This is a genomic window from Pseudomonas sp. USTB-Z (assembly GCF_019691255.1).
Taxonomy (GTDB): Bacteria; Pseudomonadota; Gammaproteobacteria; order Pseudomonadales; family Pseudomonadaceae; genus Aquipseudomonas; species Aquipseudomonas alloputida.
In genome coordinates, this window is sequence record NZ_JAECZP010000009.1 from 157,413 (window position 1) to 183,574 (window position 26,162).

Consider the following 26,162-nt stretch of genomic DNA (forward strand, 5'->3'; position numbering starts at 1 on the left):
TCTCTACCCCCATATTGGGGCGACTGACGCGTGAAGGAATACATCTTGAGCGAACTCCTCAACCGCCGCCTGAGCCTGCTCGGCGCCAATCTCCCCCTGCTCAAGCAGTGCCTGCACGGTATTGAGCGCGAATGCCTGCGCGTGACCGATGAAGGTCGCCTGGCCCAGACCCCGCATCCGGAAGCACTGGGATCGGCGCTGACCAACGAGCAGATCACCACCGACTATTCCGAGTCGCTGCTGGAGTTCATCACCCCAGCCCTGGCCGATCCGGCCAAGGTGCTCGAAAGCCTCGAAGAGACCCACCGTTTCGTCTACAGCAAGCTGGGCGACGAATACCTGTGGAGCCCGTCGATGCCGTGCACGCTGCCGGCCGAGGAGGACATCCCGATCGCCGAGTACGGCAGCTCGAATATCGGCAAGCTCAAACACGTCTACCGCAAGGGCCTGGCCCTGCGTTACGGCCGCACCATGCAGTGCATCGCCGGTATTCATTACAACTTCTCGCTGCCCGAAGCGCTTTGGCCACTGCTGCGCGAAGCCGAAGGCAGTACGGAAAATGACCGCGACTACCAGTCGTCGGCCTACATCGCGCTGATTCGTAACTTCCGCCGCTACAGCTGGCTGCTGATGTACCTGTTCGGCGCCTCGCCGGCCCTGGACAAAGGCTTCCTGCGTGGCCGCCCGCACCAGCTCGAAGAGCTGGATGCCGAAACCCTGTTCCTGCCTTATGCCACCAGCCTGCGCATGAGCGACCTGGGTTACCAGAGCAACGCCCAGGCCGGCCTGACGCCCTGCTACAACAACCTGGCCAGCTACACCGACAGCCTGCGCAAGGCCGTTGGCACGCCCTACCCGCCTTACGTTGAAATCGGCACGCATGTGGATGGCGAGTGGGTTCAGCTGAACACCAACATTCTGCAGATCGAAAACGAGTACTACTCGAACATCCGCCCCAAGCGCGTCACCTACACCGGCGAGCGGCCGATCCAGGCCCTGACCTCGCGGGGCGTGCAGTATGTGGAAGTGCGTTGCCTGGACATCAACCCGTTTCTGCCGGTCGGTATCGACCTGACCGAGGCGCGCTTCCTCGACGCATTCCTGCTGTTCTGCGCCTTGGAAGACAGCCCGCAACTGGACAACGGTGAGTGCGGCCAGTGCACCAGCAACTTCCTGACCGTGGTCAAGGAAGGTCGTCGTCCGGGCCTGGAGTTGCACCGCAATGGCCAGCCGATCAGCCTGAAAGACTGGGCCAGCGAGCTGATCGAGCGTATCCGCCAATTGGCCAATCTGCTCGACCAGGCGCAAGGTTCTGATGAGCACGCCAAGGCCCTGGATGCGCAGCAGGCCAAGGTCGACGACACCTCGCTGACCCCGTCGGCCCAGGTGCTGGCACGCATGACCGAGCATGACGAGAGTTTCGTCCAGTTCTCGCTGCGCCAGAGCCGTGTGCACGCCGAGACTTTCCGCGAGCAACCGCTGAGCAACGAAAAGCAGCAAGCATTCGAGACGCTGGCCCGCGAGTCGCTCGCCAGGCAGTCCGAGCTGGAGCGAGACGAAGTCGGTGATTTCGACTTGTTCGTCGGCGCCTACCAGGCCAGCATCCTGGCAATCAGCAGCTGATGAACCGCACCACCACCCCGCGCAAACCGCGCGCCAGCAGCCAGGCCAGGATCGAGGCGATCCTGGCGGCTGCGCGTGAGCTGTTGGCCGAGCAAGGGGTGGCAGCACTGTCTATCTACAGCGTGGCCGAGCGGGCGCAGATTCCGCCTTCGTCGGTGTATCACTTTTTCGCCAGCGTGCCGGCCTTGCTGGAGGCACTTACTGCAGATGTGCACCGGGCGTTTCGCGAAGCCCTGAGCGCTCCGATCGACAGCAGCGCGTTCAGCACCTGGCACGAACTGTCACGGCTGATCGAACAACGCATGCTTGATATCTATCACGAGGATGCAGCGGCGCGGCAGTTGATCCTGGCGCAGCATGGCCTGAGCGAGGTGGTGCAGGCCGACCGGCAGCACGACATGGAACTGGGCGACTTGATGCACACGTTGTTCGACCAGCATTTTCACCTGCCGGTGATGCCACTGGATGTGGACGTGTTTGCCTTGGCCATGGAATTGAGCGACCGGGTGTATGCGCGGTCGGTACAGTTGCACGAGGCGATCACCCCGCGCATGGCCGAGGAAGGCAAGCGGGTGTTCGAGGCGTATCTAGGGTTGTACCTGCCGCCGTTTCTGGCCAAGCGTTCCCGCTGAGAAATCTGGGGCCGCTTGGCGGCCCTTCGCGGGCAAGCCCGCTCCCACAGAGCCCGCGCGCCCCCTGGAGCTTGCGAAGTATCTGTGGGAGCGGGCTTGCCCGCGAAGGGCTGCAAAGCAGCCCCAATATCGACCCGCCGCATCACAGCTTGGCGATAGACACTTCAGTCGACTTCACAAAGGCAATCACTTCACTGCCCACTTGCAACTCCAGCTCACGCACGGAACGGGTGGTAATCACCGAAGTGACGATACCCGAAGCCGTCTGCACGTCAATTTCCGACAGTACCGGGCCTTCGAGGATTTCTTTCACAGTACCTTTGAACTGGTTACGAACATTGATGGCTTTGATAGTCATGGTTTGCTTCCTTTTGGCTTTTGGGATTCAGTGCGCCCAGCGCAGTTGCGTGGGCAGAGGGGCTACAGGATCCGGCTCGGGCGCAGTGCCCGGGGTGGACAGAACACGGTTGAGCACTTCGCTTTCCAGCGCGGCCAGACGGTGCGAACCACGCGCCCGGGGCCGTGCCAGGTCAACAGTGAGGTCGAGCCCGACCTCGCCGTCCTCAATCAGGATCACCCGGTCAGCCACGGCAACCGCCTCGCTGACGTCGTGGGTGACCAGCAGCACAGTGAAGCCGTGCTGACGCCACAGGCGTTCGATCAGTTGCTGCATCTCGATACGGGTCAATGCATCCAGCGCCCCCAGTGGCTCGTCCAGCAGCAGCAGGCGGGGCTGGTGAATCAAGGCTCGGGCCAAAGCCACGCGCTGCTTCTGGCCTCCCGAGAGCGCTGCCGGCCATTCGTTGGCGCGGTCGGCCAGGCCAACCGCATCCAAGGCCTCCAGCGCACGCGGGCGCCAGTCGCCAGACAGCCCAAGGCCAACGTTGTCGATCACCTTCTTCCACGGCAGCAGCCGCGCGTCCTGGAACATCAGGCGGGTTTCTTCACGGGCCTCTTCCAGCGGCGCGGCACCCGCCAGTAGCTGCCCGGCAGTGGGCTGGTCCAACCCGGCCAGTAGCCGCAGCAAAGTGCTCTTGCCGCAGCCGCTGCGGCCGACGATGGCCACGAACTGGCCGGCCGGAATGTGCAGGTCGATACCCTTCAGAACTTCGCGTTGACCAAAAGTCTTGCGCAGGCCCTTGGAGGCCAGCGGGGTGCCACGCAGCAGGCGTGGTGGCTGTTCCTTGAGCACGGTCATGCGCCCTCCTTCCTGGCAACTTGATAGGCCGGGTGCCAGCGCAGCCACACGCGCTCCAGGCCCCGGGCCGCAAGGTCGGCAAGCTTGCCGAGTACGGCATACAGGACGATGGCCAGCACTACCACGTCGGTTTGAAGAAATTCGCGAGCATTCATTGCCAGGTAACCGATGCCAGCGTTGGCCGAAATGGTTTCGGCAACAATCAGCGTCAGCCACATGAAGCCCAAGGCGAAACGCACGCCCACCAGGATCGAAGGCAGCGCCCCCGGCAGGATCACCTGGCGGAACAGGCCGAAGCCGGACAAGCCGTAACTGCGCGCCATTTCCACCAACGCTGGGTCAACGTTGCGAATGCCGTGGTAGGTGTTCAGGTAGATCGGGAACAACGTGCCCAGCGCGACCAGAAAGATCTTTGCCGACTCGTCGATACCGAACCACAGAATCACCAGCGGTATGAGCGCAAGGTGCGGCACGTTGCGGATCATCTGTACCGAGCTGTCGAGCAGGCGTTCACCCCAATTCGACAAGCCGGTGATGAAGCCCAGTACCAGGCCGATGCTGCCGCCGATGACAAAGCCCAGGCCTGCACGCCAACCGCTGATGGCCAGGTGGGTCCAGATTTCGCCGCTGCGCACCAGCTCGACGCCCGCGCTTACCACTGCGCTAGGTGCCGGCAGGATACGCGTCGACAGCCAGCCAGCGCTGACGGCCAGTTGCCATATTGCCAACAGCAGCACCGGCAGCGCCCACGGCGCCAGGCGCTGGGTCAGGTTGGAGGAAGTTGCACGACTCATGGCCAGGCCCTCAGCTCTGCGACACAGATTTGGGCAGGATGTCGTTGGCCACCATTTCGCCGAACGGGCTTACATAACCACCGGTTTTCGGCTGCTCTGGGCGCTGCACATCAAGGTGCGGGAACAGCAGCTCCGCCACGCGGTAAGACTCTTCCAGATGTGGATAACCCGAGAAGATGAAGGTATCGATGCCCAAGTCGGCATATTCCTTGACCCGTGCTGCCACAGTCGGGCCGTCGCCCACCAGCGCGGTACCCGCGCCGCCCCGTACCAGGCCAACACCTGCCCACAGGTTGGGGCTGACCTCCAGGTTGTCGCGGTTGCCGCCGTGCAGGGCAGCCATGCGTTGCTGGCCCACCGAATCGAAACGCGCCAGCGAGGCCTGGGCGCGGGAGATGGTGTCATCGTCCAGGTGCGAGATCAGGCGCTCGGCGGCGGCCCAAGCCTCTTCGTTGGTTTCCCGCACGATCACGTGCAGGCGGATACCGAAGCGTACTTCGCGCCCTTGAGCAGCCGCTTTTTCGCGCACCTGTGCGATCTTCTCGGCAACGGCTGCCGGTGGCTCGCCCCAGGTCAGGTACAGCTCGACCTGCTCGGCCGCCAGGTCCTGAGCGGCCTCGGACGAGCCGCCGAAATACAGCGATGGGCGTGGTTGCTGAATCGGCGGGTAGAGCAGCTTGGCGCCTTTTACCTGGATGTGCTTACCGTCGTAATCGACGTTTTCGCCTTCCAGCACCTTGCGCCAGATACGGGTGAACTCGACCGAGGCTTCGTAGCGCTCCTGGTGGTTCAGGTGCAGGCCGTCACCCGCCAGCTCGTCCGGATCACCACCGGTCACCAGGTTGAATAGCGCACGGCCATTGGACAAGCGATCGAGGGTGGCCGCCTGACGTGCTGCCACGGTCGGCGAAATGATGCCCGGGCGCAGGGCTACAAGGAACTTCAGGCGCTGGGTCACGGGGATCAGCGACGCGGCCACCAGCCAGGAGTCCTCGCAGGAACGCCCGGTCGGGATCAGCACCCCACCAAAACCAAGGCGGTCAGCAGCCTGCGCGATCTGCTGCAGGTAACCGTGGTCGACCGCACGTGCGCCTTCGGAAGTGCCCAGGTACTTGCCGTCACCGTGGGTGGGGAGGAACCAGAAAATGTTAAGGCTCATTGGAGTCGTCTCCTCAAGGGTGGCTCTAGCCGGAGCGGCGCCCCGGCACTGGCAGTCAATCAAGGCGCGCTAGCGACTTTGGCAGGGGGTGTCCAGATCACGTCCTTGATGCTCAGCGGCTTGGGTATCAGCTTGAGCGCCTGGAAGGTGTCGGCGATCTTCTGTTGCGCGGCCACCACCTCTGGGGTCAGCGGCGCAGCGCCGTAGCCTTGGCGTTTGACAGAGGTCAGGGTGATGCCGGCAGGCAGGCCGAGCAGCGGGGCAACCTGGTCGGTCACCTCCTGCGGGTTGGCCTGGGACCATTCACCCACGGCGCGCACTTCCTCGATCACGGTGTTGATCACCGCTGGGTGCTGTGTCGCATAGTTGCGGGTGGCGAGGTAGAACTGGTGGTTGTCGACCAGGCCCTTGCCGTCACGCAGGGTGCGCGCTTGCAGCTGCTGCTCGGCGGCGGCCTGGTAAGGGTCCCAGATCACCCAGGCATCCACGCTGCCGCGCTCGAAGGCGGCGCGGGCGTCGGCTGGCGGCAGGTAGACAGGCTGGATGTCGCTGTACTTGAGGCCGGCGTCTTCCAGGGCGCGGACCAGCAGGTAGTGCACGTTGGAGCCTTTGTTGAGGACGACCTTTTTACCCTTGAGGTCCTTCACCGACTGGATCGGCGAGCCCTTGGGCACCAGGATCGCTTCGCTGTGCGGCGCTGGCGGCTCGTAGGCCACGTAGAGCAGGTCGGCGCCAGCGGCCTGAGCGAACACAGGAGGCGTCTCGCCGGTTACGCCGAAATCGATGGAGCCGACGTTCAGCCCTTCAAGCAGCTGCGGGCCGCCGGGGAATTCGGTCCATTGCACCTGTACTCCCTGCTCGGCCAGACGCTTCTCCAGCGTGCCCTTGGCCTTGAGCAGCACCAAGGTGCCGTATTTCTGGTAACCGATACGCAGGCTCTCGGCCTGGGCTTGGGTAATGGCGCCGAAGGACACAGCCGCCGCAAACAGGGCGACCAGACCACGACGCAAGAAGACTGTGCGCATGGCGCTCTCCTGTGCGAATGGGGTTCGGGTTGCACCTGCTTGCCTCGTTAACGGGCGAGTAAGGTGGTGAAGCGGGTAATGCCGTTCAGATGCTCCAGCGAGCGCTGATCAGACGTTCGTTCAGTACGCCAGGGGCCACGGGGCGCGGCCGACGGGCCAGGGCGACGTGGAAGGTTTCCAGCGAGTCGTGCAGGCGTTCTTCCAGCGCCTGTACCAACTGCGCGGGCTTTGTACCTTCTGCGTAAGCCACCTGGCTGTCGTCGGCAAAGATCCCTTGCAGGGTCTCTTGTGCCTTGAGTGCCGACAGCACCGGCTTCAATGCGTAATCCACCGCCAGCATGTGGGCGATGCTGCCGCCAGTGGCGATGGGCAACACGATCTTGTGGGCCAGGGCGCGCTCGGGCAGCAGGTCAAGCAAGGTTTTCAGGGCACCGGAAAACGAAGCCTTGTACACCGGGGTGGAGACGATCAGGCCATCGGCCTGGGCCACCAGCTGCTGAAAGTGTTGCACATGCGGGCTGTCGAAGCGGGCATGCAGCAGGTCTTCGGCGGGAAAGTCACGCACCTGGAATGTCACCACTTCAACGCCGCGATCCTGCAGCCACTGGCGCGAACGCTCGAGCAGCACGCCGGAGCGTGAACGGAGACTTGGGCTACCACCGATTGAGACGACCAGCATTGCTGCGCTTCCTTGTGTTCTGTTGGAGGAGACATTAACAGCTGCTACATATATCTAGAAATCATATTTTTTCATTTGTTTATTCCATTATTGTCTTTACCCATAAAGACCTCCTCGCGGGCGCGCCCGCTCCCACCGTTTTTTACAGGCATAAAAAAGGGCCGTCGAAACGGCCCGAAAATCCCTGCTTGGCTAAGAGCAATGCAACGAGGAATCCATTAACGATTGGGTTGAGGGGTCAGGCGCAGATAGGGTTTGACCGCCCGGTAACCTTTGGGGAAGCGCTGCTTGATCTCCTCCTCGTCTTTGAGCGAAGGCACGATCACCACTTCATCGCCGTCCTGCCAGTTACCCGGTGTGGCAACCTTGTGGTTGTCGGTCAGCTGCAGCGAGTCGATCACCCGCAGAATTTCGTTGAAGTTGCGCCCGGTACTGGCCGGGTAGGTAATGGTCAGGCGCACCTTTTTATTCGGGTCGATGATGAACAGCGAGCGCACGGTCAGGGTGTCGCTGGCGTTCGGGTGGATCAGGTCGTAAAGGTCGGACACTTTGCGGTCAGCGTCAGCAATGATCGGGAAGTTGACCACGGTATTCTGTGTTTCGTTGATGTCATCGATCCACTTGTGATGCGAGTCGACCGGGTCCACCGACAGGGCGATGGCCTTGACCCCGCGCTTGGCAAATTCGTCCTTCAGCTTGGCGGTCAGGCCCAACTCGGTGGTGCACACCGGGGTGAAGTCGGCCGGGTGGGAGAACAACACCCCCCAGCTGTTGCCCAGCCACTCGTGGAAGCGGATCTTGCCTTCGCTGGAATCCTGTTCGAAATCGGGGGCGATATCGCCGAGTTTGAGGCTCATGGGCTGCGGCTCCTGGGCTGGGTTCTGTACCGTATGGGCTCAATTTGCCTGCATTCAGTTAAAAATAAAAAGAATAAATAACGATTTATTTATAACCATAACGCATACGAACTAGCAGGCACAAAAAAGCCTCGCACTAGGCGAGGCTTTCTTTGTGGCTACGACTTACAGGAAGCTGTAAGTGTAGTTCACGATGAAGCGAGCCTGATCCTGGTCGGCACTGCTCTCACCGGCACCACGGTACACGCCTTGGCGCAGGCTGAAGCCCAAGCCTTTGAGGGCACCTTCCTGGAGGGTGTAGTCGATGCGCGCATCGCGTTCCCATTCATTGTAGGTACCGCTGCCCGACTTGTTGCGGATATCGTCACCACGCAGGTAAGCAACCGATGCCTTCAGGCCTGGCACACCCAGCGCCGCGAAGTCATAGGAGTACTGACCGAAGGTGGTGTTTTCACCAGCACGGGCGAACTGGTTGATCATGCTGTCGGTGAACAGGTAGAAGCTGGAGCCGCCAGCACCTTCCGAGGTGCCGCTGTCGTTGCTCAGGCTGCCCTGGTTCAACCATACGAAGCCACCGTCGTCACCCACTTGCTGGTGACCGAGCATCAGCGCGTGGCCACCCAAGGTATAGGTGAACATGGCGGACCAGGTCTTGTTGTCGATCTCGCCGGTGTTTTTGGCGTAGCCACCGTTGTTGTTGAAGTTGTAAGCGCTGTCGTTGCCATTCTTGCCGTCGCTGCTGCTGTCGAAGTAGCGCAGGTCGGTCTTGAACGACTGGTCGTCAGCGATCTTGAACACGTGGGTCGCGCCCAGGAAGTGCTGCTTGTAGAAGTCTTCCAGGTTCGAGTAGTAGTACTGCAGGGTCAGGTCTGGAGTGAGCTTGTAGTCCAGGCCACCATAGCGGAACTTGTTGCTCTCGGCATTGGAACCGGCGACAGACAGACCGGTACGGTTGCTCGAAGCACGGCCCATGGCGTGGGTCAGCTGACCCGCGTTGATGGTCAGGTTATCGATTTCCTTCGACTGGATGGTGCCACCCTCGAAGGTTTGTGGCAGCAGACGACCATCGTTGGAAACCAGGATCGGCAGGTTCGGTGCGAGCGCGCTACCGAAATGCGCTTCGGTCTTGGAGAAGCGCGCCTTGGCATTGGCACCGAAACGAGCCCACTGGGCTGCAGAACCTTTGCCGTCATCCGGGAAGAAGCCGGACTTGTGGTAACCCTCGCCACCATCCAGGTGAATACCCCACAGCGCTTGGGCATCAACACCGAAGCCTACGGTGCCTTGGGTAAAGCCCGAGATGTAGTCGAGCTTGAAGCCCTGGCCCGACTCACGCTGATCCGGGCGCTCCGCACCAGGTCTTGCGTGATCTTCACGGTTGTCGTTGTTGAAGTACATGGTGCGCGAGCTGAGCGACAGTTTGCTGTCCTCAACGAAACCGGCAGCGCCTGCTTGTTGGGCGAGAACCCCCAGTGCCACGGCCAGAGCCAGGCTGGACTTGTACATGTTTTGCTCCTCTACGTTCTAATTTTTGTGTATCTCTGGCGGAGGGGTCTGATGCCCCGCTCACCGGGATGGGCGATTTAGTCCCAAAGCGTGACTATTAAGTCAATCGTTTCTAAACGTTTCGCGACTTTGGTCTAAGACGCCACCTGCGCTACAGGATAATGACAATCCTATAAATCCAAAATGACCGTTTTATGAATTTGTAAGACTTTTAAGGAATATATTAGAAACCTTTACTGCAATTCGTTGTAGCTACGACTCGTTTAATAACTTTTGGTTATTTGCAAACGTTTGCTCATAACCTAATGCCAAATCGTTCTATCGGGCCTAGAACGCCTCGCACGCCTCGCTGATTTCGCCACGGGTCATGGCGCACTCACCCCTTGTTCGCCTGCGAAACGCCTGGCTTTAAAGCGTTTGGCTCCTAAGCTAATGCAAAAAAGTTATTTATTTTAATTTTCTTAGATCATTTAGCCTTCTCGTCATCCAACCCGACTTGCCTGACGAGAGGTTCAACCATGATCCCGCACGCTCCGCTGCGCCTGTTCGCCGCCCTGACCCTCGCCAGCACCAGCTGGTTGGCCCAGGCAGCCGACCTGACAGTGGCCTACCAGACCACTGTCGACCCGGCCAAAGTGGCACAGGTCGATGGCGACTACGAAAAAGCCAGCAAGGCCAGCATCGACTGGCGCAAATTTGATAACGGCGCAGACGTGATCACTGCCGTGGCCAGCGGCGACGTGCAGATCGGCTACCTGGGCTCCAGCCCGCTGGCCGCTGCCGCCACCCGCAAGCTGCCGGTTGAAACCTTCCTCATCGCCACCCAGATTGGCGCGGGTGAAGCGTTGGTGGCCCGTGACAGCATCAAGTCGCCGCAAGACCTGATCGGCAAGAAGGTCGCCGTCCCGTTCGTGTCCACCGGGCATTACAGCCTGCTTGCCGCACTGAAAAGCTGGAATATCGACCCTTCCAAGGTACAGATCCTCAACCTGGCGCCGCCGGCCATCATTGCCGCCTGGAAGCGCGGCGACATCGATGCGACCTACGTGTGGGACCCGGCCCTGGGCGTGGCCAAGGAAAACGGCAAGGTCCTGATCACCTCCGGCGAACTGGCCCAGAAAGGCGCGCCTACCTTCGATGCCTGGATCGTGCGCAAGGACTTCGCCGAGAAACACCCTGATGTGGTCAAGGCCTTTGCCAAAGTCACCCTCGATGCCTACGCCGACTACCGCAAGGACCCGAAAGCCTGGCTGGCCGACAAGGGCAACGTAGACAAGCTGGTGAAGCTGTCCGGTGCCAAGGCCAGCGACATCCCGGTGCTGCTGGAGGGCAACGTCTACCCGCTGGCCGCTGACCAGGCCAACGCCCTGGGCGCGCCGACCACCCAAGCGCTGACGGACACCGCCAACTTCCTCAAGCAGCAAGGCAAAGTCGAAGCAGTGCTGCCGGACTACTCGCCGTACGTCAGCGCCAAGTTCCTTCCAAACTGATCCGGAGCCCGTCATGGCCTTGCTCGAGCTGGAGCGCATCAGCGCACAGTACCCAGGCGCCAGCACCCCGGTGCTGGCCGACATCAACCTGAGCCTGGGACCACGCCAACTGCTGGTGGCCCTGGGGCCTTCCGGCAGCGGCAAGACCTCACTGCTCAACCTGATCGCCGGCTTCGTCGCCCCCAGTGGCGGTGACATCACCCTCGATGGTGTGCCGGTGCAGGGCCCCGGTGCAGAACGCGGCGTGGTGTTCCAGGACGATGCCCTGCTGCCATGGCAGAACGTGCTGGGCAACGTCGCCTTCGGCCTCGAACTGGCTGGCGTACCCCGCGCCCAGCGTGAGGCCAAGGCCCGCGAAATGCTCACCCTGGTCGACCTCGATGGCTTCGGCGAACGGCGTATCTGGCAATTGTCCGGTGGCCAGAAGCAGCGCGTGGGCCTTGCCCGGGCGCTGGCGGCTGCCCCTCGGGTACTGCTGATGGATGAACCGTTCGGTGCCCTCGATGCCTTCACCCGTGAGCAGATGCAAGAGCTGCTATTGCAAGTTTGGCAACGCACCGCCAAGCCGGTGTTCCTGATTACCCACGACATCGAAGAAGCGGTGTTCCTCGCCAGCGAACTGGTACTGCTGGCGCCCAACCCGGGACGCGTAGTGGAACGCCTGCAGCTGAACTTCGGCCAGCGCTATGCCGCTGGCGAATCGGCCCGGGCCATCAAGTCCGATCCAGCCTTCATCGAAACCCGCGAGCATGTGCTGGCGCGGGTGTTTTCCCAACGCCAAAGCCTGCAGGAGCGCGCATGAGCAGCCTGGACCTGCCGGTCGCCGGCAAACACAACACCCAAACCCGGCCAGCCGCCACGCTACGCCACCCACTGTCCACCCGCTGGATCAGCACCCTGACCCTGGCCAGCCTGCTACTGGCCTGGTGGCTGGTGACGGCTGCCGGTTGGGTAGAGCCCCTGTTCCTCCCCTCGCCCGGCGACATCCTGGCCAAGGCATGGACCTTGCTGACCCAAGGCTACATGGATGCCAGCCTGTGGCAGCACCTGGGCGCAAGCCTGGGCCGCATCGGCCTGGCGCTGGTGGCAGCGACCCTGACCGCAATACCCGTCGGCATCGCTATCGGCTACAACCGCGTAGCCCGCGGCATTCTCGACCCGCTGATCGAGTTCTACCGGCCCATCCCGCCGCTGGCCTACCTGCCGCTGATCGTCATCTGGTGCGGTATCGGCGAGTTGTCGAAAGTGCTGCTGATCTACCTGGCAATCTTCGCCCCCATCGCCATTGCCACAGCCACCGGTGTGCGCACGGTAGATCCGGCCAAGCTGCGCGCGGCGCAGTCGCTGGGCGCAAGCAAGGCCCAACTGATCCGCCACGTCATTTTGCCCAGTGCATTGCCTGACATCCTTACCGGCATCCGCATTGGCCTGGGGGTCGGCTGGTCGACCCTGGTGGCTGCCGAACTGATCGCCGCCACCAGCGGCCTGGGCTTCATGGTGCAATCGGCGGCGCAGTTTCTGGTCACCGACGTGGTGGTGCTGGGCATCCTGCTGATCGCCCTGATCGCCTTCGCTCTGGAAATGAGCCTGCGTGCCCTGCAACGCAAGCTGGTGCCCTGGCATGGGCAGATTCACTGAACTCCATTGTCCACGCCAGCACACTGGCGCCCGATTGAAGAGACCGACATGAGCCTGACCATCACTCCCCTAAGCCCAGCACTCGGCGCCCAGATCAGCGGCGTGGACATCAGCCGCGATATCAGCGCAGAAGAGCGCGATGCCATCGAACAGGCACTGCTCCAGCACCAGGTGCTGTTCCTCCGCGACCAGCCGATCAACCCGGAACAGCAGGCGCGCTTTGCCGCACGCTTCGGCGACCTGCACATCCACCCGATTTACCCCAACGTGCCGGACACCCCGCAGGTGCTGGTGCTCGACACGGCGGTTACCGATGTGCGCGACAACGCCGTGTGGCACACCGACGTGACCTTTTTGCCGACCCCGGCACTGGGCGCGGTACTCAGCGCCAAGCAATTGCCTGCTTACGGTGGCGATACCCTTTGGGCCAGCGGCATTGCGGCCTTCGAGGCCTTGTCGGCGCCGCTGCGTGAAATGCTGGGCGGGCTGACCGCTACCCACGACTTCACCAAGTCGTTCCCGCTGGAGCGCTTTGGCACCACGCCGGAAGACCTGACGCGCTGGGAGGCCACCCGGCGCAACAACCCACCGCTGTCGCACCCGGTGGTGCGCACGCATCCGGTGAGCGGGCGCAAGGCGTTGTTCGTCAATGAAGGGTTCACTACACGCATCAATGAACTGAGCGAACTGGAAAGCGATGCGCTGCTGAGGCTGCTGTTCGCCCATGCGACGCGACCGGAGTTCAGCATTCGCTGGCGTTGGCAGGAGCATGACGTGGCGTTCTGGGACAACCGCGTGACCCAGCATTTTGCGGTGGATGATTACCGGCCGAACCGGCGGGTGATGCACCGGGCGACCATCCTTGGGGATGCACCTTTCTAGCGGTTGCCTGTCTGGCCTCTTCGCGGGCTTGCCCGCTCCCACAGGTACACACAGGTTTCGAAACCGGTGCCGTGCCTGTGGGAGCGGGCAAGCCCGCGAAGAGGCCAGGACAGGAGACCTTGGTCAGCGAACCAGGTGCAGGTACTGCATGTGCCGCTCGTACTGGTCGAGGATGTCGTTGATGATCTGCTCCTTGCTGTAGCCCACCAGGTCATAGTTCTGGCTGCCTTCGCTCAGGTGCACCTCCGCCCGGTAATAGCGGCGGTTCTTCAACTCCTGCGTACCCAGCCCCCCCAAGGCGAACGATGGTGTGAAATAGCCACGCATCTGCACTTGGTAAATGAACGGCTGTTCCTCGCCATGGCCAATCTTCAGGCTGACGTTGTCATGGCTAGGGTCGTCCTGGGTAATCAGCACCAGGCCTTTCTGCTCGAACACTTCACGCACATCGGCAATCGCCGGGCGCACCACATCATCCATGAAACGGTACACCTCATCACGTGACGGGAAGTGCACCGCCTGGCTCAGGCGCTGGCGCCAGCCGCCACGGCCGCGACGCGACTGGGCGAACGGGGCCAGCGAGTGCATCTGCGCGATCTGCCGCTGCGACTCCAGGTAGAACGCCTTGTGCAGCCCCCACATCATGCACAGCAGAATGAGCGAGAACGGCAGCGACGTCAGCACCACTGCCGACTTCAGCGAATCAATGCTGCCAGCGAACAACAGCGCACTGGTGATCAGTGCAGTCATCGCCCCCCAAAAGATACGCAGCCAGTTCGGCCCATCTTCATCAGCGTCACCGCCCTTGGCCGACAAGGTCGACAGCACCACGGTGCCCGAGTCGGCCGAGGTGACGAAGAACACGAAGCTGATGAACACCGTGGTGGCGATGACTGCCTTGCTCCAGGGGTAGGTTTCCAGCAGCAGGTACAGGCTCATCGACGGGTTATCCAGCGCCGACTGGCCCAGTGCGGTCATGCCGTGGTTGATCACCTGGTCCAAGGCGCTGTTGCCGAAGATCGACATCCACGCCAGGGTGAAGCCCAGCGGAATCAGCAGCACGCCAAAGACGAACTCGCGGATGGTACGGCCACGGGAGATGCGGGCGATGAACAGGCCCACGAACGGCGCCCAGGCAATCCACCAGGCCCAGTAGAACACGGTCCAGCCGCCCAGCCAGCCGCGGTTTTCACCATAGGCATACACGTCGAAGCTCTTGCGCGGCAACGCACCCAGGTAGTCGCCCAGGTTCTGGATCAGCGTGTTGAACAGGTGCTGGGTAGGCCCGGCGAACAGCACGAACAGCAGCAGCGCACAGGCCAGGAACAGGTTGATGTCGCTCATCACCCGCACCCCCTTCTCCACCCCGGCCACGGCTACGGCCACAGCCGCGCCCATCATCAGGGTGATGAGGATCACCTGCACCCACTGGCTGTGGCTGATGCCGAACAGGTAGTCCAGACCGGCGTTCAGATGCAGCACCCCAAAGCCCATGTCGGCGCCCAGGCCGAACACCGTGGCGATGATGCCGAAGCCATCCACCGCATAACCGATCGGGCCGTTGATGCGCTTGCCAATCAGCGGGTACAGCGCCGAACGCAGGGCCAGCGGCAGGTTATGCCGGTAGGCGAAATAGGCCAATGCCATGCCGACGAAGGCGAACACCCCCCAGCCATGCAGGCCCCAGTGCAGGAACAGGATCTGCATCGCCTGGCGCCCGGCCTCGACCGTGCCGGCTTCGCCTTGGGGCGGTTGCAGCATGTGGGTCAGCGGTTCGGAGACACAGAAGAAGAACAGCGTGATGCTGATGCCGGCGGCGAACAGCATGCCTGCCCACGACAGGTAGCTGAACTCGGGTTCGTCGTGGTCGGCACCGAGTTTGATCTTGCCATAGCCAGACAAGGCGGTGACCACCACGAAGACCAGGTACAGCGTCATCGCCAGCATGTAGTACCAGCCGACCGTGTTGGCCGCCCAGTTCTGCGCCGCCAGCAACCAGTCACCTGCGGCTTGCGGGTTGGAGATGACTACCAGGCCAAAGATGAGGATGAAACTCGCCGCAAAGTAGAACACCGGGGGGTTCATGCGGATTTTGCCGTTGGCAGCGGAAGGGTTCGGTGCACTCATAGGGCGTGCACCTCGTCGAATGACGTGAGGTTCGGAATGAACGGGTTCAGCAAAGGAATCCTCCTGTTGAACACCGGCAGCGGACCAGCGTTTTTCATTGAACAAGCGTTCAAGTTAAACATGGATCGGATTTCAATGCGAATTGGGGCGCCGATTGGTGTCGTCCTGTTCCGGCCTCTTTGCGGGTGGACCCGCACCTACATTTGGTACGTTCGGTGTAGGCGCGGGCTTGCCCGCGGAGAGGCCGGCACAGGCAATTGCACTGCTGGATCAGTTCTTGTCCTGGCAATCCAGCTGCAGGTTGGCCTGAGTAATGTTGCTTTCAGCCGGCACACTGCGCGTCAGCCACACATTACCGCCAATGGTCGAACCCTTACCGATGGTAATACGCCCCAGCACCGTGGCCCCGGCATAGATCACCACATCGTCCTCGACGATCGGGTGGCGTGGCAGGCCTTTATGCAGCGTACCCGACTCATCGCTGGGGAAACGCTTGGCGCCGAGGGTCACCGCCTGGTAGATGCGCACGCGCTCGCCGATGATCGCGGTTTCACCAATGACCACACCCGTACCATGATCGATGAAGAAGCTCGGGCCGATCTGCGCCCCCGGGTGAATGTCTATACCGGTGGCCGAATGCGCCAGCTCCGAACTGATCCGCGCCAGCAGCGGCAGCCCTGCCTTGTACAGGTGATGCGCCAGCCGGTGGTGGATGATCGCCAGGATGCCCGGGTAGCACAGCAGCACTTCATCGACGCTGCGCGCTGCCGGGTCGCCGTGGTAGGCGGCCAGCACATCGGTGTCGAGCAGAATGCGCAGTTCCGGTAGCGCAGCTGCAAAGCCCTGGATCAGGCTCAGCGCACGGGCGTCGACGCCCGCCAGCTCGGCCTTGCTTTGCCGTGCCGCGTAGCGAAGTTCAAGACGAGCCTGGGCCAGCAAGGCGGTCAGCGCGGCATCCAGGGTATGGCCGACGTAGAAGTCTTCACTTTCTTCGCGCAGGTCAACTGGCCCCAGGCGCATGGGGAACAGCGCCCCGCACAGTTGCTCCAGAATCTGTCGCATCGCTTCACGCGACGGCAGCTCGCGCCCGCCCTGCTCGCCAATACTGCGGCCATTACGGGTGCGCCATTGCTCACGGGCCCCGCGCAGGCCAGTGACAATGCTCTGCAACTGCCAATGCGCGGATGAAGGTTGTTCGCTCACGGTGTTCTCCTGCCGTATAGGCCATCTGATTTTGTTGCCAGGCCCGCGAAAAGGCCGAACCTGCCTGCTGCAATCCACTTTACGGCAAATCTGAGGCTTGGAAAAAACAACGCTTTATTCCATCCTGCACTAAGTCAGGCATAAGCCGCGATGACGGAGTGGGTATCGTCGCCTACCCTCAAAGCAGCCAGCACCTGGCGCAAATCAAAAAAGGAATATTAAAGTTATTTTTTAGTATTTCCCGGCCTAATCAGCCAACCCTATAGTCGCCACCTCACTACCTAGACAACAAGCGCGGGGCTCTGACATGTCGAAATTCGCCAAACCGCTACTCAACGCCAGCCTGGCCCTTCTGCTGGGTGCCGGCCTGCTCAGCCAGGCTTTCGCCGGCGAGCAATTGAAGACCATTCAGGAAAAAGGCGTCATCAACGTCGGCCTCGAGGGCACCTACCCGCCATTCAGCTTCCAGGACGAAAACGGCAAACTGACCGGCTTCGAAGTGGAGCTGTCTGAGCTGCTGGCCAAGGAGCTGGGGGTCAAGGCCAAGATCCAGCCGACCAAGTGGGACGGCATCCTCGCCGCGCTGGAATCCAAACGCCTGGATGTAGTGGTCAATCAGGTGACCATTTCCGAAGAGCGCAAGAAAAAGTACGACTTCTCCGAGCCCTACACTGTCTCCGGCATCCAGGCACTGATCCTGAAAAAGAAAGCCGAGCAGCTGAACATCAAGGGCGCACAGGACCTGGCCGGCAAAAAGGTCGGCGTAGGCCTTGGCACCAACTACGAACAGTGGGTGAAAAAGGACGTGCCGCAAGCCGATGTGCGCACCTATGAAGACGACCCAAGCAAGTTCGCTGACCTGCGCAACGGCCGTATCGACGCCATCCTGATCGACCGCCTGGCGGCGCTGGAATACGCGCAAAAAGCCAAGGACACCCAACTTGCTGGCGATGCCTTCTCGCGCCTGGAAAGCGGCGTGGCCCTGCGCAAAGGTGAGCCGGAACTGTTGGCAGCCATCAACAAGGCCATCGACAAGCTAAAAGCTGACGGCACGCTGGCCAAGCTGTCCGAGAAGTACTTCGGTGCCGATGTCACCAAATGATCGCTGAAAGCCTGCAACTCGTTGTCGATTCCGCGCCCTTCCTGCTGAAGGGCGCGGGTTATACGGTGCTGCTCAGTGTCGGCGGCATGTTCTTCGGTCTGGTGCTGGGCTTTGCCCTGGCGCTGATGCGGTTGTCGAAGATTCTGCCGCTGAACTGGCTGGCGCGGGTCTACGTGTCGTTCTTCCGCGGCACGCCGCTGCTGGTGCAGCTGTTCGTGATCTATTTCGGCATGCCGCAAATCGGCATCGAGCTCGACCCAATCCCCGCTTCGCTGATCGGCCTGTCGCTGAACATGGCGGCCTACATCTGCGAGATCCTGCGCGCAGCCATTTCCTCGATCGACCGTGGCCAATGGGAAGCAGCCGCCAGCATCGGCATGACCCGCGTGCAAGCCATGCGCCGGGCGATCCTGCCACAGGCCTTGCGCACCGCGTTGCCACCGCTGGGCAACAGCTTCATCTCGTTGGTAAAGGACACTGCCCTGGCGGCAACCATCCAGGTGCCCGAGCTGTTCCGCCAAGCCCAGCTGATTACTGCGCGCACGTTCGAAGTGTTCACCATGTACGTGGCGGTCGCGGTCATCTACTGGGTGCTGTGCAGCATCCTTGCGCACTTCCAGAACCGCATGGAAGCGCGGGTCAACCAGCATGACCAGGAGCATTGAGCATGATTGAAGTCAAAGGCCTGACCAAGCGGTTCAAGGGCCAGACCGTGCTCAACGGTATCGACCTGACCGTGCAGCCCGGTGAAGTGGTGGCCATCATCGGCCCCAGTGGCTCGGGCAAAACCACCTTCCTGCGCTGCCTTAACCTGCTGGAAACACCCGATGCCGGGCAGATCCAGATCGGCGCCATCAGCATCGATGCCAACCGCCCTTTGGGCGGGCAGCAGGGTGCGATTCGCCGTTTGCGCCAGCAAGCCGGGTTCGTGTTCCAGAACTTCAATCTGTTCCCCCATCGCACTGCCCTGGAGAACGTGATCGAGGGGCCGGTGATCGTCAAGAAGACGCCTCGCGAACAGGCCATCGAGCTCGGCCGGCGCCTGCTGGCCAAAGTCGGCCTGGCGGGCAAGGAAGACGCCTACCCACGGCGCCTGTCCGGCGGCCAGCAGCAACGCGTGGCCATCGCCCGTGCCCTGGCCATGGAACCAGAGGTAATCCTGTTCGACGAACCGACCTCGGCGCTAGACCCGGAGCTGGTCGGTGAAGTATTGGCGACCATCCGCGGCCTGGCCGAGGAAAAGCGCACCATGATCATCGTCACCCACGAGATGAGCTTTGCCCGGGACGTGGCGAACCGGGTGATCTTCTTCGACAAGGGCGTGATCGTGGAGCAGGGCGAAGCAAAGGCGCTGTTCGCGGCGCCGAAGGAAGAACGTACCCGGCAGTTCTTGCGCAAGTTCCTCGGGACTGCGGCCTCCGAGTAAACCTGTTCCGGCCCTTTCGCGAGTAAACCCGCTCCTACAGTGAATGCACAGATCTTGAGGCATCTGTGTAGGAGCGGGTTTACCCGCGAAGAGCCCGGCACGTCTGTAACATATCCCCTTCTATAAATATTCCAAAAAGTTAGTTCATAAAATTTTTATAAATCATTAGGGTATATAAACCGGACCACCGGACCAGCACACATCTGTCGCGATCAGCTGTAGCGACATAACTATTTTGTGAGGTCAGGAATGGTCAGGATCACAATCACCCCAGTGCGTAACGCCAGGGCATTGAGTGCAGCCAAGGAGCGGCACTGATGCCCAGCCAAGCCAACACCCAATTCCATAGCGATCTCGACAGCTCGCCCCCGCTGCTGCCGGCCAAGGTACTGCGCAACGACGCCGAAGCCCTGCAAGCGGCCCGCGAACTGGCCGAGGTCGCCCGTGAGCAAGCTGCCCGGCGCGACCAGCAACGCAAACTGCCCTGGGCCGAAATCGAACTGTTTACCCGCAGCGGTCTGGGCAGCATCAGCGTACCCAAGGCCTACGGTGGCCCCGACGTATCTTTCGCAACGGTCGCCGAAGTGTTCCGCCTGATCAGCGCCGCCGACCCCGCCCTGGGGCAGATCCCGCAGAACCAGTTCGGCATGCTGCAACTGCTGCGCCTGACGGCCAGCGAGGCGCAGCAAGCGCGGATCTTTCGCAGCGTGCTCGACGGCTGGCGCATAGGCAATGCCGGGCCTGAGCGTGGCACCAGGGATACCCTCACCCTCAAGGCCCGAATCACGCGCGCCGGCGACAGCTACCGCATAAGTGGCGAGAAGTTCTACTCCACCGGTGCCTTGTTCGCCCATTGGGTGGCGGTAAAAGCCCTCGACGACGAAGGCCGCCAGCGCCTGGCATTCGTGCGCCGGGGCAGCCCGGGGTTGCGCATTGTCGATGACTGGTCCGGGTTCGGCCAGCGCACCACCGCCAGCGGTACCGTGCTGCTGGACCAGGTGCCGGTGGACGCGGAACTGGTAATCGACAACTGGCGCCAGCGCGATATCCCCAACATTCAGGGCGCCGCTTCGCAGCTGATCCAGGCGGCGATCGACGCTGGCATCGCCGAAGCAGCTATCGATGATGCGATCACCTTCGTGCGCGAAAAGTCCCGGCCGTGGATTGAAGCCAACGTCGACCGTGCCAGTGACGACCCTTATGTAATTGCCGACATCGGCCGCCTGAAACTCGAGCTACACGCCGCCGAAGCGCTGCTGCGCAAAGCTGCTCGGGTACTCGACGAGGTCAATGCTGCGCCTATCGACGCAGCCAGTGCGGCACGTGCCTCGATTGCGGTGGCCGAGGCCAAGGTGCTGACTACCGAAATTGCCCTGCAGGCCAGCGAAAAGCTGTTCGAGCTGGCCGGCAGCCGCGCCACCCTTGCCGAGTTCAACCTCGACCGCCACTGGCGAAATGCTCGGGTGCACACCCTGCACGACCCGGTGCGCTGGAAGTACCACGCGGTGGGCGCTTACCACCTTAACGGCACCCTGCCTGCACGGCATTCCTGGATCTGATTTGCTGCCTTTGGGGCTGCTGCGCAGCCCTTCGCGGGCTTGCCCGCTCCCACAGGACTGCCACCGTCTGAACTGGCATCACTTCACCTGTGGGAGCGGGTAAGCCCGCGAAGGGCCACAAAGCGGCCCCCGGAGAACTCCATGACAATCGCTATCATCACCAGCGACGCCCAAGCCTTGGCCGTCGCCGAAGACATCGCCCAGCAACTGCGCCGCGACAGCGCCTTGCGCGACCGCGAGCGCCGCCTGCCGCTGGCCGAACTCGAGCTGTTCACCCGCTCCGGCCTGTGGGCCATCAGCGTGCCCAAAGCCTTCGGCGGTGCCGGCGTATCCAACGTCACCCTGGCCAAGGTCATCGCCCGTATCGCGCAGGCCGACGGTTCGCTCGGGCAGATTCCGCAGAATCATTTCTACGGTCTGGAAGTGCTGCGGGTAAACGGCAGCCCCGAACAGCAACAGCGCCTGTACGCCGAGGTGCTGGCCGGCCGCCGTTTCGGCAATGCCCTGGCTGAGCTGGGCACCAAGACCGCCCACGAGCGCACCACCCGCCTGAGCCGTGACGGCGACGGTTTCCGCATCAACGGGCGCAAGTTCTATTCCACAGGCGCCATCTATGCCCAGCGCATTCCAACCTCGGTCGTGGATGAACAAGGTATACAACAGTTGGCCTTCGTCCCGGCCGACAGCCAGGGGCTGCAGGTGATCGACGACTGGAGCGGCTTCGGCCAGCGCACCACCGGCAGCGGTTCGGTGGTGTTCGATAACGTGTACGTCAGCGCAGCGGACGTGGTGCCGTTCCAGAGCGCCTTCGAGCGCCCCACCCCGGTTGGCCCGCTGGCGCAGATCCTCCATGCCGCCATCGACACCGGCATTGCCCGCGCCGCCTATGAAGACGCCCTGCACTTCGTGCGCACCCGCAGCCGTCCGTGGGTCGACTCCGGCCTGGACAAGGCCACGGATGACCCGCTGACGCTGAAAAGCTTCGGCCATCTGGCGGTCCGCTTGCATGCGGCCGAAGCCCTGCTGGAGCGCGCAGGCGAATACCTCGACCGCGCCCGCGACGACAGCACTGCCGACAACGTGGCCGCCGCCTCCATTGCCGTGGCCGAAGCACGCGCCATCAGCACCGAAATTTCCCTCACCGCCGGTACCACCCTGTTCGAACTGGGCGGCAGCCAGGCAACATTGGCCGAACACAACCTCGACCGCCACTGGCGCAACGCTCGCGTGCACACCCTGCACGACCCGGTGCGCTGGAAGTACCACGCCATCGGCAACTACTACCTCAACGATGCCAACCCGCCACGCCGGGGGACCATCTGATGGCCAAGCAGATTCTGCTCAATGCCTTCAACATGAACTGCATCGGGCACATCAACCACGGTCTGTGGACCCACCCACGGGACACTTCAACCCAGTACAAGACCCTGGACTACTGGACCAACCTGGCACGCCTGCTGGAGCGGGGTCTGTTCGACGGGCTTTTCATTGCCGACATCGTCGGCACCTACGACATCTACGGCCAGTCTCTGGACGTCACCCTCAAGGAGTCGATCCAGCTGCCTGTCAACGACCCGCTGCTACTGGTCTCCGCCATGGCTGCAGTCACTCGTCACCTGGGTTTTGGCCTTACCGCCAACCTCACCTACGAGGCGCCGTACCTGTTCGCCCGGCGACTTTCCACACTCGACCACCTGAGCAATGGCCGGGTGGGCTGGAACATTGTCACCGGCTACCTCGACAGCGCTGCCCGGGCCATGGGCCTGGCGCAGCAACCGGCGCATGATCGCCGCTACGATCAGGCCGATGAATACCTGCAGGTGTTGTACAAGCTGCTGGAAGGCAGTTGGGCCGATGACGCAGTGGTCGCCGACCGCGAGCATCGCGTCTATGCCACGCCCGACAAGGTGCGCAAGGTTCAGCACCAGGGCGAGTTCTACAAGGTCGAAGGCTACCACCTGTGCGAGCCCTCACCGCAGCGCACCCCGGTGCTGTTCCAGGCTGGCAGCTCTGCGCGTGGCTTGGCCTTCGCCGGCAACCATGCCGAATGCGTGTTCATCAGTGGCCAAGACAAGGCAGCCACCCGTGCCCAGGTCGACAAGGTTCGCGCGGCCGCCCAGGCCGCCGGCCGCGACCCGCAGGCAGTCAAAGTGTTCATGGGCATCACGGTGATCGTTGCGGCCACCGAGCAACTGGCCCAGGCCAAACACGCCGAGTACCTGCGCCACGCCAGCGCCGAAGCGGGCGTCGCGCACTTCGCCGCGTCCACTGGCATCGACTTCGCCGCCTATGAATTGGACGAACCCATTGCCTTCAACCAGGGCAACGCCATCCAGTCAGCCACGCGCCAGTTGCAAGACAACGCCTGGACCCGCCGGCGCCTGTTGCAACAGCACGCCCTGGGCGGCCGCTACGTAACCCTGGTCGGCGCGCCTGAACAGGTGGCCGAGCAGTTGATCGCGTGGATCGATGAAACCGGCCTGGACGGTTTCAACCTGACCCGCACCGTCACCCCGGAGAGCTTCGAGGACTTCGTCGAGCTGGTCATCCCGCAACTTCAGCAGCGTGGCCGCTACAAGACGGCCTACACCGAAGGCACCCTGCGCGAAAAACTGTTCCAGGCCGACCACCCGCACTTACCCGCCGACCACCCTGGCTCGGCTTACCGCTTTACCCCTACCCCGACTGGAGCCCTGCACCATGCTTGAGAAACTGTTCCGGCCCGTCGCGGCCATTGCCATCACCCTCGGCCTGTGCGCCGGTGCCCTTGCTGCCGAGCCGTTGAAGATCGGCACCACCTCGGCCTTTGCCATTCCGCTGGAAGCCGCGGTGGAAGAAGCCCACAAGCGAGGCCTGGAAGTGAAGCTGATCGAGTTCAGCGACTGGATTGCGCCCAATGTCAGCCTCAACAGCGGCGACATCGACGTGAACTACTTCCAGCACATCCCGTTCCTGGAAAACGCCAAGGCTGCTGCAGGCTTCAACCTTGTGCCTTACGCCCCGGGCATCATCAACAACGTTGGCCTGTACTCGAAAAAGTACAAAAGCTTTGCCGAGCTGCCTGAAGGCGCCAGCGTGGCCATCGCCAACGACCCGATCAACAGCGGCCGTGGCCTGCTGCTGCTGGCCAAGGCCGGGTTGATCACCCTGAAGCCCGGCGTGGGCTACAAGGCCACCGAGGATGACATCCTCGCCAACCCGAAAAAGCTGAAGATCCTTCAGGTCGAGGCGGTGCAACTGGTACGCGCCTACGACGACGCCGACCTGGTGCAGGGTTACCCGGCCTACATCCGCCTGGCCAACACCTTCGATGCCACCTCGGCGTTGCTGTTCGATGGGCTGGAAAACAAGGAATACGTGATCCAGTTCGTCATTCGCCCGCAAAGCAAGGACGACCCACGCCTGGCCCAGTTCGTCGACATCTACCAGCATTCGCCAGTGGTGCGCGCTGCGTTGAACAAAGCTCACGGCAAGCTCTACCAAGCCGGCTGGGAAGGCTGACATGAGCCAGGCCAGCGCGCTCAGGGCGCCTACACCCCAAGCACTGCCGCCTATAGCCAAGGAACAGGCCCTGCGCCCCGAGGTCAATGAAGCCCACGTGCGCTTCATCGGCCTGGGCAAGACCTACCCGGGCCAGGCGCAACCGGCCTTGCAAGGCATTGACTTGAACATCCGCCATGGCGAGATCTTCGGCATCATCGGCCGCAGCGGCGCCGGTAAGTCATCACTGCTGCGCACCATCAACCGCCTGGAGCAACCCAGCCAGGGCCGCGTATTGATCGACCAGGTGGATATCGCGCCTTTCGATGAGGACCAGCTTGTGGCCCTGCGCCGGCGCATCGGCATGATCTTCCAGCACTTCAACCTGATGTCGGCCAAGACCGTGTGGCAGAACGTCGAGTTGCCGTTGAAAGTCGCCGGCGTGGCAAAAGCCGAACGCCAGCGCAAGGTGCGCGAGTTGCTGGAACTGGTCGGCCTGCAGGAAAAACATCACGTGTACCCGGCGCAACTGTCCGGCGGGCAGAAACAGCGCGTGGGCATTGCCCGGGCACTGGTGCACACCCCCGAGATCCTGCTGTGCGACGAGGCCACCTCGGCGCTGGACCCGGAAACCACCGCCTCGATCCTGGAGCTGCTGCGCGATATCAACCAGCGCCTGGGGCTGACCATCGTGCTGATCACCCACGAAATGGCGGTGATTCGCGACATCTGCCACCGGGTTGTGGTGCTGGAACGCGGCGCAGTGGTCGAGCAGGGCGAGGTCTGGCGGGTGTTTGGTTCACCTCGTCACGAGGTTACCCGCACCCTGCTCGCCCCTTTGCAGGCCAAGCTACCCGCCGCACTGCAAGCCAGCCTCCAGGCCCACCCGGCGAGCGGCAACAGCGCCGTAGTGCTGAAACTGACGGTGCTTGGCGAGCCAGAGCTGTCTGCCCTGTTCAACGACCTGGGCGGGCGTGTGCGTCTGCTGCAGGGCGGCGTGGAAACCATCGGCGAACATGCCTTGGGGCAACTCATCCTCTCGGTGCAACACTCGCCGCACGACACCCATCAATTGCTGGAACGTGCCCGCCGTTGGGCCGAGGACGTGGAGGTATTGGGCCATGTGGTTTGATCGCCTGCTGGAAGGCTTGCTTGATACGCTGCTGATGGTTGGGGTTTCGTCACTGATCGCCCTGCTGGTGGGTGTACCCATGGCGGTGCTGCTGGTCACCAGCGACAAGGGTGGGATCTTCGAGGCGCGGCTGCTGAACCGGGTGCTGGGCGCCTTCGTCAACCTGTTCCGCTCGATTCCGTTTCTGATCCTGATGGTTGCGCTGATTCCTTTCACCCGCCTGGTGGTGGGTACCACTTATGGTGTGTGGGCGGCAGTGGTGCCGCTGACCATTGCCGCCACACCGTTCTTTGCGCGGATTGCCGAGGTCAGCCTGCGTGAGGTCGACCATGGTCTGGTGGAAGCCGCACAGGCCATGGGCTGCCGGCGCTGGCACATCGTCTGGCATGTACTGTTGCCCGAGGCACTGCCGGGGATCGTCGGGGGCTTCACCATAACCTTGGTGACCTTGATCAACTCGTCGGCGATGGCCGGGGCGATTGGTGCCGGCGGGCTGGGGGATATCGCCTATCGGTATGGCTACCAGCGTTTCGACAGCCAGATCATGCTGACCGTGATCGCCATGCTGGTAGCGTTAGTGGCGTTGATCCAGCTGGGCGGGGACCGCCTGGCGAAGGGTTTGAACAAGCGCTGAAATCCAGGGCTGCTTT

At 62.3% G+C, this 26,162-nt stretch carries 25 protein-coding genes; 15 read left to right on the forward strand and 10 right to left on the reverse strand.

Features of this window, described 5'->3' with window-relative positions; all coding sequences use genetic code 11:
* Positions 1–45 precede the first annotated feature (45 nt).
* Both gshA and I8746_RS13015 read left to right on the forward strand, forming a co-directional pair.
* A complete protein-coding gene (gshA, locus tag I8746_RS13010; RefSeq protein WP_029611781.1) occupies positions 46–1,623 on the forward strand; it encodes a glutamate--cysteine ligase in 1,578 nt (525 codons plus the stop codon).
* Positions 1,623–2,255: a TetR/AcrR family transcriptional regulator gene (locus I8746_RS13015; RefSeq protein WP_011953211.1), complete on the forward strand. Its 633-nt coding sequence runs from the start codon at positions 1,623–1,625 to the stop codon at positions 2,253–2,255. Before gshA ends, I8746_RS13015 begins: the two co-directional genes overlap by 1 nt.
* Before the next feature lie 142 nt (positions 2,256–2,397).
* Here I8746_RS13015 and I8746_RS13020 read toward each other — a convergent pair whose 3' ends face one another.
* From I8746_RS13020 to I8746_RS13055, 8 genes are all read right to left on the reverse strand, one after another.
* Positions 2,398–2,613 (reverse strand): molybdopterin-binding protein, encoded by a 216-nt coding sequence (locus I8746_RS13020; protein ID WP_003255829.1) that lies wholly within the window; start codon positions 2,611–2,613, stop codon positions 2,398–2,400.
* Positions 2,614–2,640: 27 nt separating this feature from the next.
* Positions 2,641–3,453, reverse strand: a complete 813-nt coding sequence (gene ssuB, locus I8746_RS13025) for an aliphatic sulfonates ABC transporter ATP-binding protein (protein WP_010951617.1) — start codon at positions 3,451–3,453, stop codon at positions 2,641–2,643.
* Positions 3,450–4,247, reverse strand: a complete 798-nt coding sequence (gene ssuC, locus I8746_RS13030; RefSeq protein WP_003255831.1) for an aliphatic sulfonate ABC transporter permease SsuC — start codon at positions 4,245–4,247, stop codon at positions 3,450–3,452. Before ssuC ends, ssuB begins: the two co-directional genes overlap by 4 nt.
* Before the next feature lie 10 nt (positions 4,248–4,257).
* Positions 4,258–5,406, reverse strand: a complete 1,149-nt coding sequence (gene ssuD / locus I8746_RS13035; RefSeq protein WP_011953210.1) for an FMNH2-dependent alkanesulfonate monooxygenase — start codon at positions 5,404–5,406, stop codon at positions 4,258–4,260.
* A 59-nt stretch (positions 5,407–5,465) separates the two neighbouring features.
* The gene (locus I8746_RS13040; RefSeq protein WP_010951615.1) at positions 5,466–6,431 is read right to left on the reverse strand and encodes a sulfonate ABC transporter substrate-binding protein; all 966 of its coding nucleotides are present in this window, start codon (positions 6,429–6,431) and stop codon (positions 5,466–5,468) included.
* 85 nt (positions 6,432–6,516) lie between these two features.
* A complete protein-coding gene (gene ssuE, locus I8746_RS13045; RefSeq protein WP_003255835.1) occupies positions 6,517–7,110 on the reverse strand; it encodes an NADPH-dependent FMN reductase in 594 nt (197 codons plus the stop codon).
* Between the two features lie 218 nt (positions 7,111–7,328).
* Positions 7,329–7,967 carry a peroxiredoxin gene (locus tag I8746_RS13050; protein ID WP_003255836.1) on the reverse strand — a complete coding sequence of 213 codons (639 nt, stop codon included), beginning with the start codon at positions 7,965–7,967 and terminating at the stop codon, positions 7,329–7,331.
* A gap of 165 nt (positions 7,968–8,132) precedes the next feature.
* Complete coding sequence (locus tag I8746_RS13055; protein ID WP_011953209.1) at positions 8,133–9,473, reverse strand: OprD family porin; 1,341 nt, start codon at positions 9,471–9,473, stop codon at positions 8,133–8,135.
* Positions 9,474–9,991: 518 nt separating this feature from the next.
* Between I8746_RS13055 and tauA the strand changes: the two genes are divergently transcribed.
* The 4 genes from tauA to tauD are packed head-to-tail and all read left to right on the forward strand — an operon-like array spanning position 9,992 to position 13,483.
* On the forward strand, positions 9,992–10,963 hold the full coding sequence (tauA, locus tag I8746_RS13060) for a taurine ABC transporter substrate-binding protein (protein WP_003255840.1): 972 nt from the start codon (positions 9,992–9,994) through the stop codon (positions 10,961–10,963).
* Positions 10,964–10,976: 13 nt separating this feature from the next.
* Positions 10,977–11,765, forward strand: coding sequence for a taurine ABC transporter ATP-binding subunit (gene tauB / locus I8746_RS13065; protein WP_011953208.1), 789 nt, complete (start codon positions 10,977–10,979; stop codon positions 11,763–11,765).
* Complete coding sequence (tauC, locus tag I8746_RS13070; RefSeq protein WP_011953207.1) at positions 11,762–12,601, forward strand: taurine ABC transporter permease TauC; 840 nt, start codon at positions 11,762–11,764, stop codon at positions 12,599–12,601. Before tauB ends, tauC begins: the two co-directional genes overlap by 4 nt.
* Positions 12,602–12,649: 48 nt before the next feature.
* Positions 12,650–13,483 carry a taurine dioxygenase gene (gene tauD, locus I8746_RS13075; protein WP_019750185.1) on the forward strand — a complete coding sequence of 278 codons (834 nt, stop codon included), beginning with the start codon at positions 12,650–12,652 and terminating at the stop codon, positions 13,481–13,483.
* Positions 13,484–13,606: 123 nt separating this feature from the next.
* Here tauD and betT read toward each other — a convergent pair whose 3' ends face one another.
* The gene (gene betT, locus I8746_RS13080) at positions 13,607–15,610 is read right to left on the reverse strand and encodes a choline transporter BetT (RefSeq protein WP_003255844.1); all 2,004 of its coding nucleotides are present in this window, start codon (positions 15,608–15,610) and stop codon (positions 13,607–13,609) included.
* A gap of 270 nt (positions 15,611–15,880) precedes the next feature.
* Positions 15,881–16,813 carry a serine O-acetyltransferase EpsC gene (gene epsC / locus I8746_RS13085; protein ID WP_011953205.1) on the reverse strand — a complete coding sequence of 311 codons (933 nt, stop codon included), beginning with the start codon at positions 16,811–16,813 and terminating at the stop codon, positions 15,881–15,883.
* Positions 16,814–17,120: 307 nt separating this feature from the next.
* Here epsC and tcyJ point away from each other — a divergent pair, with 307 nt between their 5' ends.
* The 9 genes from tcyJ to I8746_RS13130 all read left to right on the forward strand — a co-directional run bounded on the left by tcyJ (position 17,121) and on the right by I8746_RS13130 (position 26,146).
* Positions 17,121–17,915 carry a cystine ABC transporter substrate-binding protein gene (tcyJ, locus tag I8746_RS13090; RefSeq protein ID WP_003255847.1) on the forward strand — a complete coding sequence of 265 codons (795 nt, stop codon included), beginning with the start codon at positions 17,121–17,123 and terminating at the stop codon, positions 17,913–17,915.
* On the forward strand, positions 17,912–18,580 hold the full coding sequence (gene tcyL / locus I8746_RS13095) for a cystine ABC transporter permease (RefSeq protein WP_003255849.1): 669 nt from the start codon (positions 17,912–17,914) through the stop codon (positions 18,578–18,580). The genes tcyJ and tcyL overlap by 4 nt, the downstream gene beginning before the upstream one ends.
* Positions 18,581–18,582: 2 nt before the next feature.
* Complete coding sequence (gene tcyN, locus I8746_RS13100) at positions 18,583–19,341, forward strand: L-cystine ABC transporter ATP-binding protein TcyN (protein ID WP_003255850.1); 759 nt, start codon at positions 18,583–18,585, stop codon at positions 19,339–19,341.
* Positions 19,342–19,658: 317 nt separating this feature from the next.
* Positions 19,659–20,900: an SfnB family sulfur acquisition oxidoreductase gene (locus tag I8746_RS13105; protein WP_003255852.1), complete on the forward strand. Its 1,242-nt coding sequence runs from the start codon at positions 19,659–19,661 to the stop codon at positions 20,898–20,900.
* A gap of 141 nt (positions 20,901–21,041) precedes the next feature.
* Positions 21,042–22,223: an SfnB family sulfur acquisition oxidoreductase gene (locus I8746_RS13110; protein ID WP_011953204.1), complete on the forward strand. Its 1,182-nt coding sequence runs from the start codon at positions 21,042–21,044 to the stop codon at positions 22,221–22,223.
* Positions 22,223–23,608 carry an LLM class flavin-dependent oxidoreductase gene (locus tag I8746_RS13115; protein WP_014755019.1) on the forward strand — a complete coding sequence of 462 codons (1,386 nt, stop codon included), beginning with the start codon at positions 22,223–22,225 and terminating at the stop codon, positions 23,606–23,608. The genes I8746_RS13110 and I8746_RS13115 overlap by 1 nt, the downstream gene beginning before the upstream one ends.
* A complete protein-coding gene (locus I8746_RS13120; protein WP_003255857.1) occupies positions 23,601–24,401 on the forward strand; it encodes a MetQ/NlpA family ABC transporter substrate-binding protein in 801 nt (266 codons plus the stop codon). The genes I8746_RS13115 and I8746_RS13120 overlap by 8 nt, the downstream gene beginning before the upstream one ends.
* A 1-nt stretch (position 24,402) precedes the next feature.
* Positions 24,403–25,512, forward strand: coding sequence for a methionine ABC transporter ATP-binding protein (locus I8746_RS13125; RefSeq protein ID WP_011953201.1), 1,110 nt, complete (start codon positions 24,403–24,405; stop codon positions 25,510–25,512).
* Positions 25,502–26,146, forward strand: coding sequence for a methionine ABC transporter permease (locus I8746_RS13130; protein WP_003255861.1), 645 nt, complete (start codon positions 25,502–25,504; stop codon positions 26,144–26,146). The genes I8746_RS13125 and I8746_RS13130 overlap by 11 nt, the downstream gene beginning before the upstream one ends.
* The last annotated feature ends 16 nt before the right edge of the window (positions 26,147–26,162 follow it).